Raw genomic sequence first — 14,685 nt, forward strand, 5'->3', positions numbered from 1 at the left:
CTGACCGGCGCCCGCGGGGGGGGCGGGGCGGGGGGGCGCCCCCCCGCCCCCGCCGGCATGAACCGGCATGAACCGGCATGAAGCGGTGTGCCGGCGCGGTCTTCGCACTGCCGGGCACGGTGGTGGCCGCACCCGGCGCGCCGCGCGCCGCCGAGCGCGCGCGGACGACCGCCACCCCGCGCCACCCACTCGGGTGGCGAACCTGTCGCCGCCCGCCCACGGGCCTTACGGTGGACGGGTGCTGCTGAGCTTCCGGGTCTCGAATCACCGCTCGATCAGGGAGGAGCAGCAACTGCTCCTGGCCCGGGTCGGCGACGCGGACGACGTCGATGCGGGTGTTGCCGGTGCGGGCGTTTCCGATGAGAGCGATGCCGGTGCGGGCGGCTCCGAAGAGGGCCGCGATGCCGGTGGCAAGCCCGTCCCCGTCGCGGTCCTCTTCGGCGCGAACGCGGCCGGCAAGTCCAACGTCGTCGACGCCCTGCACTTCATGGCGAACCTGGTGCGCACCTCCCACCGCGACGCCGAGCCGGGCGCCGGCCTCGTACGGTCCCCGTTCCTGCTCGACCAGGAGAGCGCCGCGGCCGCGTCCTGGTACGTGGTGGACCTCGTCCTCGACGGCGTGCGCCACACCTACGGCTTCGGCCTCGACGACGAGCGGATCCGCGACGAGTGGCTGTACCGCTACCACGGCGGCGAGCGGCGGACGGTGTTCCAGCGCTCGGGCGACGACATCCGCTTCGGCGACGGGGAGCCCCGGCCCGAACTCGACCTCGTCCGCAGCATCACCGAGCCGAACGCCCTGTTCCTGACCGTCGCGGCGCGGTCCCGGCAGGCCGGCGTCCAGCCGGTCTACGCCTGGTTCATGAACGTCCGCTTCCGGGCGGGCGGGGCGCACGGTTCACCCGATCCGGGAAGCCTGCTGCGGCTGCAGGATCCGCAGCGGGCCGCGTCCATCGTCGCCCTGCTGCGCGCCGCCGACCTCGGCATCGAGGACATGGGCGTCGAGGACTTCGACGCGGCCGACGCGAGCGAACGGCTCTCCCTACGCGGCTTCGCCGACCGGCTCATGCGCGAGCTGCGCCGCACCGAGCTCTCCACCTGCCTGTTCACGACCACGACCGCCCGTGTCTGGGTCCAGCAGAAGGGCCGCGGCGGTAGCAGCACCCGCCTCGGCCTGGAGGACCAGTCCCAGGGCACCCGCATGCTCTTCGACTACGCGGGCCCCGTCCTCGACACCCTGGAACAGGGCGGCATCCTCATCGTCGACGAGGTCGACGCGAGCCTGCACCCGCGCATCACGGCACACCTGATCAGACTCTTCCAGGAACCCGCGACGAACCCGCACGCCGCCCAACTCCTCCTGACCACCCACGACGTGAGCCTGCTGGGACGCTGCGGCGGCGAGGAGGTCCTGCGGCGCGACCAGATCTGGTTCGTGGAGAAGGACCGGCACGGCGAGAGCGCACTGTACCCCCTCTCCGACTTCGAACCGCGCGACGGCGAGAACCGCGAGCGGCGCTACCTCGGCGGCAGCTATGGTGCCGTCCCGGTCCTCAGTGACGAGCGGTTCGAGGCCGCCCTGGCGGCCAGGGGGAGGGCAGCGGCGGATGGCGAGGACGCCGAAGAGTAACGGGCGCTGTGCGCCCGGCCCGTCCTTCGAGTCGAACGTCCTCCGCTTACCGGGCGGCCGTCGTGCCCGGGACCGCCTGCTCGTCGTCTGCGGCGCGAAGGCCACCGAGAAGGACTACCTCCTCGGGCTCGTCGACCACGTCGCCAACCCCGCCGTCACCGTCCGCATCAGGACGAAGCCCTGCGCCCCCGAGCAGCTCATCACCTACGCGGCGCGTGAGCGCGAGCGCATCGGCGACGACTTCGACCAGGTGTGGTGCGTCTTCGACGTCGACCACTTCAAGGTGGGCTGCGCGGTCGACGCCGCCCGCCGCATGGGCATCCGGGTCGCGGTCTCGAACCCGTGCTTCGAACTCTGGCTGATCCTCCACTTCAGCGGGCACACGGCCCCGGTGCGCACGTACCGCGAGCTGCTGCCGTACCTCAAGCGCCACGTCCCGGCGTACGAGAAGGCCCGCCTCGACTTCCGCGACTTCGAGGACGGCTGGCCGGAAGCGGGCCGCCGCGCGCGCCGCCTCGCGACGGAGGGCCGCGAGCACGTGACGAACCCGTCGACGGGGGTGTGGGCGCTGGTGTCGCGCATCGCGACGCGGTAGGAACGGGCCCGCGGGCCCACCCCGCGGTAGGAGCGGGCCCGCGGGTCCACCGGTGCTACTCCGCGCCCTCGTCGCGCGCAGTACGGCTGCTTCATGTTCGAGGTGCGGCGCCCGTAGCCGGCGACCGGGCGGCGGTCAGGGCTTGTCCTCGCCCTTGTCCGCGGCCAGCCGTTGGGCGAGCGCTTCGCCGAGGGTCTGCCAGTCGTGCCGGCTGTGCTTCTCCGCCGTGGACTCCATGAGGCCTCCGACGCCGAAGACCTTGCACTCGACGGTGGTCTCGGCGATGAGCCGGCTGCCGCCGTCCGGAACCTCCTCGACCCGTACCCGCCCCTCCTCCTTGATCTTGTCGGCCATGGTCGACGGGATCCGGCGCCAGGTCCAGGAGAGCTGCTTCTCGTCGAACCGGCTCTCCTCGGTCTGCCGGAAGCCGGAACCGAGGAGCTTCTGCACGGGCGCGGGCGCGTTCATGGGCGGGATCAGGGCGACCTCGCGTATGAGGTCGCCCTCCGGGGCGGTGCGGCGGGCGGTGACCGACCACTGCACGTACTGCAGCCGGTTCCGGTACAGGTCTTCGAGGAAGGCGTCGTCCGTGAGCAGTGCCCAGACGTCGGACGCGGGGCCGTTGATGTTCAACTGCACAGTGAACTGGGGCATGTTGACACGGTATGCGCGTTCCGCGGGCGGCGTGGGAAGTTGCCGCAATGCTTAGGAGAACATGTCGAAGACGGAGCCGCCGGCTTCGGCGAGGCCGTCCGACAGCGGCTTCGCGCCCGTGCCGAACGCGGCGGTCAGGACGTAGCCGATGGCCGCGTCGCGGGGGAGCACCTTCGCCCGCGGCTTCCACGTGGCCCGCCCGGGGTGACCGTGGCCCGGGGACGTGAAGTCGCCGAGGACCGTGCCGTCCAGGCTGAGGCGGCTGAAGGTTTCACCGCGGGGCACGAGCCGGTACGCACGGCCTTCGTACGCCGCCTCCACCGCGTACGACCGGCGCGTGAACCGGCCCTTCCCCAGGGACAGCCCGGCGGGGGCGCCGCCGACCGTGAGCGCGAGGGCGGCGGCGTCCCGGGTGCCGATGGGGACGGAGGTTCTGGGCGCGGTCTTGAGCACACGGCGCAGGACCGCCTGCGGAAGGCCGGGGCCGGCGACCTCGGCGACCCCTTCGTCGCCGTCCACGCGGATGCGGACCGCGCCGAAGGCCGGATCCTCGACCGTGGTGGCGATGACGATGCTGAGCGCCATGCGGGTCAGACCAGCCCGAGGGCCTTCGTGACCGTGATCTCGACGAGGACCCGGTCGGGGTTGGGGGCGGGCATCCGGCCGTAGCGCTCGGCGTAACGGTTGACCGCGTCGGCGATGGCCTCGGCCTCCGTACGCACGACCGCCCGGCCCTCCAGCGTGGCCCACTTCCGCTCGCCCACCTGGCAGACGGCGACGCGCGCACCGTCCGGGCCGGCGGCCAGGATGTTGGCGATCTTGCGGCTGTTCTTGTTGGTGATGACGCGCGCGATCCCGGCCTCGGGATCGAAGGTCACCCCCACGGGCACGAGGTGCGGGCTGCCGTCGGGGCGGGTGGTGGTGAGGGTGCAGATGTGCCGCTCCCGCCAGAACTCGACGTAGGCGGGGTCCAGGTTGCGCAGATCGTGGGCCATGCGGGAAGCGTAACCGTGGCGCCCTCAGTCGAGTTCGGTGCGAAATGCCCAGTGCCGCCCGCCGCCCCGTCGCGGAGGCGCCGCGCCCCCGGAAGCCCGACGATGGACTCGGTCCCGCCGGCCGGTGCGGTGATCACGTTCGGCCTGCGGGGTGGCCAATCCAAGGTTGAGTGGAATAGGCTCAACTTATCGCACGTTGCTCTAGGCAGGATGGGTCCGCCGGGACGAGGGTCCGGCGGGGACAAGGAGGAGAACGCCGTCGTGGATGCCGAGCTGACCAACAGGAGCCGGGAGGCGCTGAGCGGGGCCAGTGAGCGGGCCGTGTCGGCCGGGCATGCCGATATGACGCCCGCGCACCTGCTGCTGTCGCTGCTCGCCGGGCAGGACAACGAGAACATCATGGATCTGCTGGCCGCCGTGGAGGCCGACGCCGCCGCGCTGCGGTCCGGCGCCGAGCGGCAGCTGGCGGGCGAGCCCAGCGTGCAGGGGTCGACGGTCGCGCCGCCGCAGCCCAGCCGCGAGCTGCTCGCCGTGATCGCCGACGCGTCGCAGCGGGCCCGCGAGCTCGGCGACACCTACATTTCCACCGAGCACCTGCTGATCGGCCTCGCCGCGAAGGGCGGCCGCACGGGTGAGCTGCTGCAGCAGCAGGGCGCTTCCGCGCCCCGGCTGCTGGAGGCGTTCGAGACCGCGAGGGGCGGGCAGCGAGTGACCACTGCCGATCCGGAGGGCACGTACAAGGCCCTGGAGAAGTTCGGCGCGGACCTGACCGCGGCCGCCCGCGAGGGCCGGCTCGACCCCGTCATCGGGCGGGACACCGAGATCCGGCGCGTCGTGCAGGTCCTGTCGCGGCGGACCAAGAACAACCCGGTCCTCATCGGCGAGCCGGGCGTCGGCAAGACCGCCGTCGTGGAGGGGCTCGCGCAGCGGATAGTGAAGGGCGACGTCCCCGAGTCGCTGCGCAACAAGCGCCTCGTCTCGCTCGACCTGGGTGCGATGGTCGCCGGCGCGAAGTACCGCGGTGAGTTCGAGGAGCGGCTGAAGACCGTCCTGGCCGAGATCAAGGCCAGCGAGGGCCAGATCATCACCTTCATCGACGAGCTGCACACCGTCGTGGGCGCGGGCGCCGGCGGCGACTCCGCCATGGACGCGGGCAACATGCTCAAGCCCATGCTCGCGCGCGGCGAGCTGCGCATGGTCGGCGCCACCACCCTCGACGAGTACCGCGAGCGGATCGAGAAGGACCCCGCCCTGGAGCGCCGCTTCCAGCAGGTCGTGGTCGCCGAGCCGACCGTCGAGGACACGATCGCGATCCTCCGCGGCCTCAAGGGCCGCTACGAGGCCCACCACAAGGTCCAGATCGCCGACAGCGCCCTCGTCGCCGCGGCCACCCTCTCCGACCGCTACATCACCTCCCGCTTCCTCCCCGACAAGGCCATCGACCTCGTCGACGAGTCCGCGTCCCGGCTGCGCATGGAGATCGACTCCTCGCCCGTCGAGATCGACGAGCTGCAGCGCGCCGTCGACCGGCTGAAGATGGAGGAGCTCGCCCTGTCCCGGGAGTCGGACGAGGCCAGCAAGCAGCGCCTGGAGAAGCTGCGCCGCGACCTCGCCGACAAGGAGGAGGAGCTGCGCGGCCTGACCGCCCGCTGGGAGCGCGAGAAGCAGTCCCTCAACCGGGTGGGTGAGCTCAAGGAGCGCCTCGACGAGCTGCGCGGGCAGGCCGAGCGCGCCCAGCGCGACGGCGACTTCGACACCGCGTCCAAGCTGCTCTACGGGGAGATCCCCGGCCTGGAGCGCGAGCTGGAGGCGGCGGCCGAGGCCGAGGCGGAGGCCGAGCAGGACGCCGCGGCGAAGGACCTCATGGTCAAGGAGGAGGTCGGCCCGGACGACATCGCCGACGTCGTCGCCTCCTGGACCGGCATCCCGGCCGGCCGCCTGCTGGAGGGCGAGACGCGCAAGCTGCTGCGCATGGAGGACGAGATCGGCAAGCGGCTGATCGGCCAGACGGAGGCCGTGCGGGCCGTCTCCGACGCCGTGCGCCGCTCGCGGGCCGGCATCGCCGACCCCGACCGGCCGACCGGCTCGTTCCTCTTCCTCGGCCCGACCGGCGTCGGCAAGACCGAGCTGGCCAAGGCCCTCGCCGACTTCCTCTTCGACGACGAGCGGGCCATGGTCCGCATCGACATGAGCGAGTACAGCGAGAAGCACGCCGTGGCCCGCCTGGTCGGCGCGCCGCCCGGCTACGTCGGCTACGAGGAGGGCGGCCAGCTGACGGAGGCCGTGCGCCGGCGCCCGTACAGCGTCGTCCTGCTGGACGAGGTCGAGAAGGCGCACCACGAGGCCTTCGACATCCTGCTGCAGGTGCTCGACGACGGCCGCCTCACCGACGGCCAGGGCCGGACCGTGGACTTCCGCAACACCATCCTGATCCTCACCTCCAACCTGGGATCCACCTATCTGGTGGACCCGCTCCTCAAGGAGGAGCAGAAGAAGGAGAAGGTCCTGGAGACGGTGCGGGCCTCCTTCCGTCCCGAGTTCCTCAACCGGCTCGACGACATCGTCGTCTTCCACCCCCTCGGCACGGAGCAGCTGGAAGAGATCGCCCGCATCCAGCTCGGCCACCTGCAGCGCCGCCTCTCCGACCGCCGGCTCACGCTCGACGTGTCCGCGGCGGCGCTCCACTGGCTGGCCACGCTCGGCCAGGAGCCGGCGGAGTCCGTGGACGGCGCCGCGCCCGACCTGGCCTACGGTGCCCGCCCGCTGCGCCGGCTGGTCCAGACGGCCATCGGCGACCAGCTCGCGAAGGCGATCATCGGCGGTGAGATCCGCGACGGCGACACCATCCGCGTGGACCGCGCGCCCGGGCAGGGCGCGGGGCTTTCGGTGACGAGGGGCGAGCCCGCGGCGGCGGTCTGACCTCCCCCGGCTACCGCCGGGTATCCCCGGTCGCCGCGGGCGCGGCCGGGGAGGGGTTGCGGCACGGGGGCGGGTGTGAGGGAGGATGGCGGGAGACCGTACGAAGGGAATTAAACGGTGAGCATCGACCCGTCCTCGATCCCGAACTTCGGGGGACAGCCCGAACCGCAGCCTGGGGCGGGCCCGACCGGCCCCGTCATCCCCGACCAGGACCTGGTCAAGCAGCTCCTGGAGCAGATGGAGCTGAAGTACGTCGTGGACGACGAGGGTGACCTCGCCGCCCCGTGGGAGCAGTTCCGCACGTACTTCATGTTCCGCGGCGAGGAGGAGCAGCAGGTCTTCTCCGTGCGGACGTTCTACGACCGCCCGCACGCCATCGACGAGAAGGCCCGCCTGCTGGAGGCCATCGACGACTGGAACCGCCGCACGCTGTGGCCGAAGGTCTACACCCACACGAATGACGACGGCACGGTCCGCCTGATCGGCGAGGCCCAGATGCTGATCGGCGTCGGGGTGTCCCTGGAGCACTTCGTCTCCAGCACGGTCAGCTGGGTGCGGGCCTCGATCGAGTTCGACAAGTGGCTCGTCGAGCAGCTGGGCCTGGAGGCGGACGCGGAGTCGGGCGACGACGAAAAGCCGGACGAGGAGGCGTAGCCGCCTCCCGCTTTCCGGGTGCGCCCTGCCGGCCGTTGCCGGCTGGGCAACGCCGGGCAGCGCCGCTGTGGCCGGTCGCCGTTGCGGCGGGAGGGAGAGGCGCGGCCTCTCCGCACCGCTCTGCCGCCGGGCAGAACACTCCCGCCGCCGCGGCGCGCCACCCCCCACCGGGGCATCCGGCAGTGCCGGCCCGGGCCGGCACCCACGACGCGCCGCCCTCACATCGGCATGCGCGCCACCGTCAGCAAATACGTGCCGTAGAAGAACGACATCCCGGCCATCGCCGCGACCGTCGTCAGGACGGTGCGCGGCCGCGCCCGGGCCAGCGCCAGCGCCGCCGGCACCAGCAGCGGGAACGCCGGCAGCAGGAACCGCGGCTTCGAGGCGAAGTAGCTCGATCCGCCGACCGCGATGACGACGAGCACGACCGCGTACACCAGCAGCGGAAGCGGCGGCCGCGGCCGCTCCAGGGCCAGCAGGGCCAGCGAGACGAACGCGACGGCGATGATCGCGACCGTCACGTAGTACGCCATCGCGTCCCGTCCGACGATCAGGTGCCGTACGAACCGCAGCGCGTCCTTGCCGAAGTCGAAGCGCGAGCCCCACAGCCGCTGCACCTCGAAGTAGCCGAACAGGCCGCCGCCGGAGCGGAACCCGGCCCAGACGACGTAGCCGGCCCAGCCCAGCGGGGCGAGGGCGGCGCCCGCCCACACCCGCCAGTTCGTACGGGCCCGGCGGTCGCGCCACAGCAGGAGCGCGCAGGAGCAGACGACGGCCGCGGCGACGGCGATCGCGTTCGGCCGAGAGAGCCCGGCGAGCAGGGAGAGCGCTCCGGCCCACAGCGGGCGGCCGGTGAGCAGCGCGTACAGGGCCCACACCGCGAGGGCGGTCATCAGCGGCTCGGTGTAGGCCATGGACTCCACGATCGCGTGCGGCAGCAGCCCCCACAGCACGACGAGCAGCGTCGCGGCCCTGCGCCCGTACAGCTGCCCGTACAGCCGCTCCCCGAGCGCGTAGATGCCCCACGCGGCGGCACCGGCGGACAGCCAGGCGACGACGAGGCCGGAGCTGACGACGGTCAGCGGCGTGACGGTGGCGACGGCGCGCACCAGGCCGGGGAAGAGCGGGAAGAACGCCAGGTCGTTGAAGACGACGCCGCGCGTGGTCGGCGAGGGCAGCACCAGCCCGTAGCCGTGGCGGGCGACCCCGGCGTACCAGATGCCGTCCCAGGAGTGGCCGAGCAGCGTGCGCGGGTGGCGGCCGATCCACCAGGCCCAGGCGGCCATCGTCGCCATGCCGGTCAGCCGGGCCGCCGCGTAGAACGCGAGGGCGGGGGCCGCCCGGCGCAGGGCTTCCCGCGCGCGCTCGACGCGGCGCACGCGGGCGTTGCCGGACGCGGGGCGCGGCTCGGGCGCCCGGACGGGCACGGCGGTGTCGGCTGACACGGGGGGACCTCCGGCTTCCTCGGCCTCTCGGCCTCGGCCTCCGGGCCTGTCCGGCGGCGGTGACGGCGCCGTCGACTGCACCTTCGGCCTTGCGGCACCTCCGACCTTGCGGCGCCCGCCTCGCGCGCGCGAGCGGGAGCGCCCGTAAGCGGTGCGCCTTCCACCCGCTCGGCGGGCACCGCGGAGTGTCGGCGCGGCGGGCGGCCGGCCGTGTGCTGTGCCTGCGCGCACCTGGCTGCCTAGGGTGAGGCAGCCTCAGAAACCGACACGGAAGTGGGATCGCATGAACAAGGAGTGGAGCCCCGCCGCGCGCGTGCGGGGCCTCGGCACCTCGGTCTTCACGGAGATGACGGAGCTCGCCCGCCGCACGGGCGCGGTCAACCTCGGCCAGGGCGTGCCGGAACTGGCCGCTCCGCCCGGGCTGCTGAAGGAGGTCTCGGCGGCGGTCCTCGCGGGCAGCAACCAGTACCCGCCCGCCGTCGGCTTCCCCGCGCTGCGCGAGGCGGTCGCCGCGCACCAGTCCCGGCGCTACGGGCTGGAGTACGACCCGCAGGACGAGGTGCTGGTGACGACGGGCGCGACCGAGGCCCTCGCCTCCGCGCTGCTCGCGCTGTGCGACCCGGGCGACGAGGTGCTGGCCTTCGACCCCTGCTACGACGCCTATCCGGCCGGCGCCCGCTTCGCCGGTGCGCGCGTGGTCGGCGTGCCGCTCGCCGAGGACGGCGACGCCTTCGTGCTGGACGCGGACGCGCTGCGGGCCGCGGTCACCCCGCGCACCCGGGTGCTGATGCTCAACACCCCGCACAACCCGACGGGCAAGGTCTTCACGGCGCGGGAGCTCGCCGAGATCGCCGCGGTGTGCGGGGAGCACGGCCTGACGGTGGTGACGGACGAGGTGTACGAGCACCTCGTCTACGACGGCGGGCACCACGCGACGATCGCGGCGCTGGAGGGCATGCGGGACCGTACGCTGACCATCTCGTCGGCCGGCAAGACGTTCAACGTGACCGGCTGGAAGGTCGGCTGGGTGTGCGGGCCCGCGGAGCTCGTGCGGGCCGTCGGCGCCGCGAAGCAGTTCCTCACGTACGCCTCGGGCACGCCGTACCAGGAGGCGCTCGCGCGGATGCTGGACGGCGTGGAGGAGTGGGCGGCGGAGCTGCGGAGCACGCTGCAGCGCAATCGCGACCTGCTGAGCCGGGGGCTCGCGAGCGCCGGGCTGCGCCCCTATCGCGCGGAGGCGGGGTATTTCCTCCAGGCGGACGTCCGCGCGTGGGGGTACACGGACGGCGTGCGATTCTGCCGTGAACTCCCTTCGCGCGCCGGGGTGGTGGCCATTCCGACATCCGCCTTCAATCTGCGCCCCGATGCGCCGCCCTATCTCGTGCGTTTCTCGTTCTGCAAGCGTGAAGAGTCCGTGATTTCGGCGGTGGAGAAGCTGCTGAACGCCGCCTGACGGGGATTTGCGGCCGTCCCGCGCTTGATCGCATATGCATCCGGCGGGTTCCCCGGCCCGCCGGCCGCTCAATCGGCCGCCCGTCGGGCCCGCCGCCGGTCCGCAAAGATTCTGAACAGTTGAACTGTTCGGCCCTCGCGTGGATGGAAAGCACGATGAGATGGGTAAAAACGCTGTGGGCGCTGCTCATTCATGATTTCCTCTCATTAAGGCTCCGGGGAATCCCGTAATCGCTGTCCTCGATCGCTGTCCTCGGACGTCCTCGGACCCACGGAAACAGCTCATATGTGGGCATGAGCCGGCGCACTCGAAGACCTCTGTTCCTCACCCGAAGACTCTGGTCCTCCCCGGCGGGCCGGCCCACCCTCCACTGCGTGCTTGCGGAGCCGACCCATGCTCACCACCCTCAAGACCACCTACACCGACACCCGCGCCGCGGACCTCGCCTGGTGCCTGGGCAAGGACCCGCTGCCGGCGCTTGCCGTCCTCGACCTCCAGCTCGCCGGCTCCCAGGTCCAGCTGCGCCTCCTCGGCGCCTCCCACCAGGTGCTGCTGGAGGAGGGCGACGGCGTCTGTTCGGAGACCGTCGCCTGCCTGCCGGGCAGCGCCACCCCGCTGCCGCTGGGCGTCGCCAAGCGCATCGGCGCCTGGGAGTACGAGTTCGCGGCCCGGATAGAAACGCTCTCGCACGGCTCCTTCGCGGGCCGCGCGCAGGAGCTCCTCGCCCTGGTCGCCGAGCACCCCTACGGCCTGGCGGGCACCTTCCCGGGCAGCCCGCACGCCTTCACCGCACTCCTCGCCCAGCGCTGCGACGGCCAGATCAGCTGGCGCACCTGGCACGCCTATCCCCAGGAGGGGCGGCTGGTCGCCACCCGCACGAGAGTGGGGGCACGGACGGCGGCCGCCCTCTCGTAATAAACCCTTGTGGGTGACAAAGGGTTGCCGTTTCGTAACGTAGCGTTCCCAACATGATCTACCGCCCGGTACCGGCGCGGCTGCCCGTACCGGCCGGGCTCGGCCGCCTCGTGGTGCTGACCACCGTCTTCATCTGCGCCGCCTGCGGGCTGGTGTACGAGCTGGAGCTGGTCGCCCTGGCCTCCTACCTCATCGGGGACTCCGTCACCCAGGCGTCCGTGGTGCTGTCCGTCATGGTCTTCGCGATGGGCATCGGCTCGCTGCTCGCCAAGCAGCTGCGCGGGCGCGCCGCCCTGGGGTTCGCCGCGGTCGAGGCCTTACTCGCGCTCATAGGCGGCTCGTCGGCCATGGCGCTCTACGCCTGCTTCGCCTGGTTCGGCCAGGCGCGGCCGGCCCTGGTCGGCTTCTCCCTGGCCATCGGCGTGCTGATCGGCGCCGAAGTGCCCCTGCTGATGACGCTCATCCAGCGCATCCGCCGCCAGGACGCGGGCGGCGCCGTCGCCGACCTCTTCGCCGCCGACTACGTCGGCGCCCTCGTCGGCGGCCTCGCCTTCCCCTTCCTCCTCCTGCCCGTGCTCGGCCAGCTGACGGGCGCCCTGCTGACCGGCGCGGTCAACGCGGTCGCCGGCGGCGCGCTCGTCCTGTGGCTCTTCCGCGGCGACCTCTCCGTCCGCACCCGCCGGCTCCTCATAGCCGCCAACGGCCTCGTCCTCGCCCTCCTCGCCACCTGCTCCGCCCTCAGCGGGCCCTTCGAACGGGCCGCGCGCCACGCCGTCTACGGCGACGACGTCCGTGTGGCCGTCCAGTCCGACGTCCAGGAGGTCGTCCTCACGGGCGGCGGCGGGAGCGGCAAGCCCCTCTCCCTCTTCCTCGACGGCCGGCTGCGCGTCAACGGCGACGACGAGTACCGGTACCACGAAGCCCTGGTCCACCCCGCGATGGACGGCCCGCACCGCCGGGTCCTCGTCCTCGGCGGCGGCGACGGCCTCGCCGTCCGCGAACTGCTGCGCTACGGCGACGTCTCCTCGGTGACCGTCGTCGAAGTCGACGCGGCCGTCCTGCGCCTGGCCCGCACGGACCCCGATCTGGCCGCCCTCAACCACGGGGCCTTCCGCGATCCGCGCGTGCGGCTGGTGACGGCCGACCCCTTCGAGTGGCTGCGCTCCCGCTCCTCCGCCGAGGCCCCGTTCGACGTGGTGATCTCCGACCTCCCCGACCCCGGCATCACCACGAGCACCAAGCTCTATTCGCAGGAGTTCTACGGGCTGGTGGAGCGGCGGCTGGCCCCGGGCGGGCGGCTGGCCGTCCACGCGGGCACGCTCGGCGCCCGCCCGCACGTGTTCTGGACGGTCGACGCCACCGTCCGCTCGCTCGGCCTCTACTCCATGCCGTACCGCGTGGACGGCGGCGGCTTCTCCGGCGGCCCGGACCGGGTCCCCGTGCACAGCGGCCGCGGCGACGACTGGAGCTTCCTGCTCGTCTCCCGGGAACGGCTGCCGCTGGGGCTGCCCCGGGCGCGGCCCTGTCTGCTGTCCCTGACCGGCGGCCGGCTCGCGGCGGCCGGGCGGGAGGCCGAGGACAGCCGGGAGCCGGGACTGTTGCCGTCGACGCTGATGCATCCGCGCTATGCGGAGTAGCCGCTGTGCGGAGTGACGGCTATGCGGAGTGACCGCTCTTGTCCGTGGTGTTCCCCTCGTGCATGCGCGCGCGGAAAGCGCCCGGTGAGCACCCCTCCCGGTGCTGGAAGAACTTGGAGAAGTTCGCCGCGTCGTCGAAGCCGACCCGGCCCGCGATCCGGGCCGCGGACAGCCCGCTGTGCGCGAGCAGCCGCTTGGCCTCCAGCATCACCCGCCGGTCGATGAACTCCTTGGCGCCCACCCCCGCCGCGGCCGTCGTCGCGCGCGAGAGCGTCCGCGAGGAGAAGCCGAGCGCGCGGGCGTAGTCCGCGACCCGGTGGCTCGTGGCGAACTCCCGCTCGACCGCGGCCCGGAAGCGCAGGAAGGCGTCGCCCGGGGCGGGCACCCTGCTGCCGACGGGCGCCGTGAGGTGCGCGAGCCGCAGCACCAGTACCGACAGCAGGTGGCGCAGGACGTCGGCGTGCACGTCGGCCGGCAGGCCCGCGCCCGTACGGAAGTCGGCCTCCAGGTGGCCCACCGCGCAGAACACGGCCTCCCGGTCCTGGCCGACCGGCTGCCACACCACCGGCCGGAAGGGGTCGTCGGCCACGGCGGCCACGGGGCTGCCGGACGGCAGGAAACCCGGCTGGACGAGGACGACCGTGCCCTCGATCGCCTCCGGGTCGCCGAACTGCTGCACCTGTCCCGGGCGCACCCACAGCACCGAGCCCTCGTCGAGCCAGTGGCCGGTGAAGTCGACGGTGTGGGCGGAGGCGCCGGAGCGGACGGCGACGATCTGGTGGAAGTCCAGCCGCTGCGGGCTGACCAGCAGGCCCTCCGGGGCGCGGGCGCGCAGCTCCGCCACCGGCATCACCTCGACGCCGGCGGGTGTGCCCGCCGGGGCCCGGTAGGCGAGATCGATGATGCCGCCGCCATCCGGATCCGCCGCGTCGTGTCGCTTTTTCACCATGGTGAGACGCGAGTCTACCTGTTTATGGTCGGAAAACGCCTTTAGCGTGGTCGTAACGCACAAGACAGTGCGGTTCAGCGCACAAGACGGTGCGATCCAGGGAAATCCAGGGACGGACATGGCACGGCAGAAAGAAACCGCGCGGTACAAACTCACTTACGCCTTCGACGCCTACTGCGGCTGGTGCTACGGCTACGGACCCACCATCCGGGAATTCGCGGAGGTGAATGCCGAGCGCATTGAACTCGCGGTGCTCAGCGGCGGGCTGTTCACCGGCTCGCGGGCGCAGCCGGTGTCCGCCTATCCCTACATCCCCCGGTCGGACGCCCGGATCGGCGAGCTGACCGGCGCGGTCTTCGGCCCCGGCTACGCCAGGGCGTTCGCCGACGGCACGGCCGTCCTCGATTCGGCCGCCGCCGCAACGGCCCTCGCCGCGCTGCGCGAGCAGGCCCCCGAGCGGACACTGGAGTTCGCGGGTGCACTGCAGCGCGCCTGGTACGTGGACGGGCGGAGCCTGTCCGACCCGGAGACGGTGCGGGCGGTCGCCTCCGGGCTCGGCGGCGTGGACGCCGACGCGGCCGTCGCGGCCTTCGCCGACCCGGCCACGCGGCGCGCGGCGGAGGCGGAGTTCCGCGAGGTCCGGCGGCTGGGCGTCGAGAGCTTCCCGACGCTGCTGCTGCACACGCCCGGCGGGCTGCGGCGGCTCGGCGGCCCGACGACCAGCGCACGCGGGCTCACCCGCGCCCTCGACCAGCACTGACCACTCCAGTGGTCACCCCACTTCCCACTGATCACCCCACGTCGGCACTTCCTGCTGATCACCCCACTTCAGCAGGCTT

The 14,685-nt window shown here is 72.7% G+C and carries 13 protein-coding genes; 8 read left to right on the forward strand and 5 right to left on the reverse strand.

Annotated elements, in window-relative coordinates:
• The first annotated feature begins 238 nt into the window (after positions 1-238).
• On the forward strand, positions 239-1,630 hold the full coding sequence (locus tag ACOTKD_RS26665) for an AAA family ATPase (RefSeq protein ID WP_424891516.1): 1,392 nt from the start codon (positions 239-241) through the stop codon (positions 1,628-1,630).
• Positions 1,608-2,225, forward strand: a complete 618-nt coding sequence (locus ACOTKD_RS26670; RefSeq protein ID WP_424891517.1) for an RloB family protein — start codon at positions 1,608-1,610, stop codon at positions 2,223-2,225. Before ACOTKD_RS26665 ends, ACOTKD_RS26670 begins: the two co-directional genes overlap by 23 nt.
• A gap of 135 nt (positions 2,226-2,360) precedes the next feature.
• Here ACOTKD_RS26670 and ACOTKD_RS26675 read toward each other — a convergent pair whose 3' ends face one another.
• Genes ACOTKD_RS26675 through ACOTKD_RS26685 form a run of 3 tightly spaced genes read right to left on the reverse strand, consistent with a single transcriptional unit; the run spans position 2,361 to position 3,874 of the window.
• Complete coding sequence (locus ACOTKD_RS26675) at positions 2,361-2,879, reverse strand: DUF2505 family protein (RefSeq protein ID WP_424891518.1); 519 nt, start codon at positions 2,877-2,879, stop codon at positions 2,361-2,363.
• Between the two features lie 51 nt (positions 2,880-2,930).
• Positions 2,931-3,464: a hypothetical protein gene (locus ACOTKD_RS26680; protein ID WP_424891519.1), complete on the reverse strand. Its 534-nt coding sequence runs from the start codon at positions 3,462-3,464 to the stop codon at positions 2,931-2,933.
• A 5-nt stretch (positions 3,465-3,469) separates the two neighbouring features.
• Entirely contained in the window at positions 3,470-3,874 is a 405-nt protein-coding gene (locus tag ACOTKD_RS26685; RefSeq protein WP_424891520.1) for a pyridoxamine 5'-phosphate oxidase family protein, read from the reverse strand.
• 261 nt (positions 3,875-4,135) lie between these two features.
• Between ACOTKD_RS26685 and clpB the strand changes: the two genes are divergently transcribed.
• Both clpB and ACOTKD_RS26695 read left to right on the forward strand, forming a co-directional pair.
• Positions 4,136-6,793 carry an ATP-dependent chaperone ClpB gene (clpB, locus tag ACOTKD_RS26690; protein WP_424891521.1) on the forward strand — a complete coding sequence of 886 codons (2,658 nt, stop codon included), beginning with the start codon at positions 4,136-4,138 and terminating at the stop codon, positions 6,791-6,793.
• 117 nt (positions 6,794-6,910) lie between these two features.
• Positions 6,911-7,447 (forward strand): YbjN domain-containing protein, encoded by a 537-nt coding sequence (locus ACOTKD_RS26695; protein WP_424891522.1) that lies wholly within the window; start codon positions 6,911-6,913, stop codon positions 7,445-7,447.
• A 218-nt stretch (positions 7,448-7,665) separates the two neighbouring features.
• On the opposite strand, the gene ACOTKD_RS26700 is transcribed toward ACOTKD_RS26695, so the two are convergent.
• Positions 7,666-8,892, reverse strand: a complete 1,227-nt coding sequence (locus tag ACOTKD_RS26700) for a hypothetical protein (protein ID WP_424891523.1) — start codon at positions 8,890-8,892, stop codon at positions 7,666-7,668.
• A gap of 283 nt (positions 8,893-9,175) precedes the next feature.
• Here ACOTKD_RS26700 and ACOTKD_RS26705 point away from each other — a divergent pair, with 283 nt between their 5' ends.
• From ACOTKD_RS26705 to ACOTKD_RS26715, 3 genes are all read left to right on the forward strand, one after another.
• Positions 9,176-10,345 carry an aminotransferase class I/II-fold pyridoxal phosphate-dependent enzyme gene (locus tag ACOTKD_RS26705; RefSeq protein WP_424891524.1) on the forward strand — a complete coding sequence of 390 codons (1,170 nt, stop codon included), beginning with the start codon at positions 9,176-9,178 and terminating at the stop codon, positions 10,343-10,345.
• Between the two features lie 393 nt (positions 10,346-10,738).
• Positions 10,739-11,260: a DUF2617 family protein gene (locus ACOTKD_RS26710; RefSeq protein WP_030367009.1), complete on the forward strand. Its 522-nt coding sequence runs from the start codon at positions 10,739-10,741 to the stop codon at positions 11,258-11,260.
• Between the two features lie 53 nt (positions 11,261-11,313).
• Entirely contained in the window at positions 11,314-12,897 is a 1,584-nt protein-coding gene (locus ACOTKD_RS26715; protein WP_424891525.1) for a polyamine aminopropyltransferase, read from the forward strand.
• A 19-nt stretch (positions 12,898-12,916) separates the two neighbouring features.
• On the opposite strand, the gene ACOTKD_RS26720 is transcribed toward ACOTKD_RS26715, so the two are convergent.
• A complete protein-coding gene (locus ACOTKD_RS26720; protein ID WP_424891526.1) occupies positions 12,917-13,846 on the reverse strand; it encodes a helix-turn-helix domain-containing protein in 930 nt (309 codons plus the stop codon).
• A 118-nt stretch (positions 13,847-13,964) separates the two neighbouring features.
• Here ACOTKD_RS26720 and ACOTKD_RS26725 point away from each other — a divergent pair, with 118 nt between their 5' ends.
• Positions 13,965-14,606 carry a DsbA family protein gene (locus ACOTKD_RS26725; RefSeq protein WP_424891528.1) on the forward strand — a complete coding sequence of 214 codons (642 nt, stop codon included), beginning with the start codon at positions 13,965-13,967 and terminating at the stop codon, positions 14,604-14,606.
• The last annotated feature ends 79 nt before the right edge of the window (positions 14,607-14,685 follow it).

This window comes from Streptomyces sp. XH2 (assembly GCF_049725035.1).
In the GTDB taxonomy this organism is placed as follows: Bacteria; Actinomycetota; Actinomycetes; order Streptomycetales; family Streptomycetaceae; genus Streptomyces; species Streptomyces roseoverticillatus.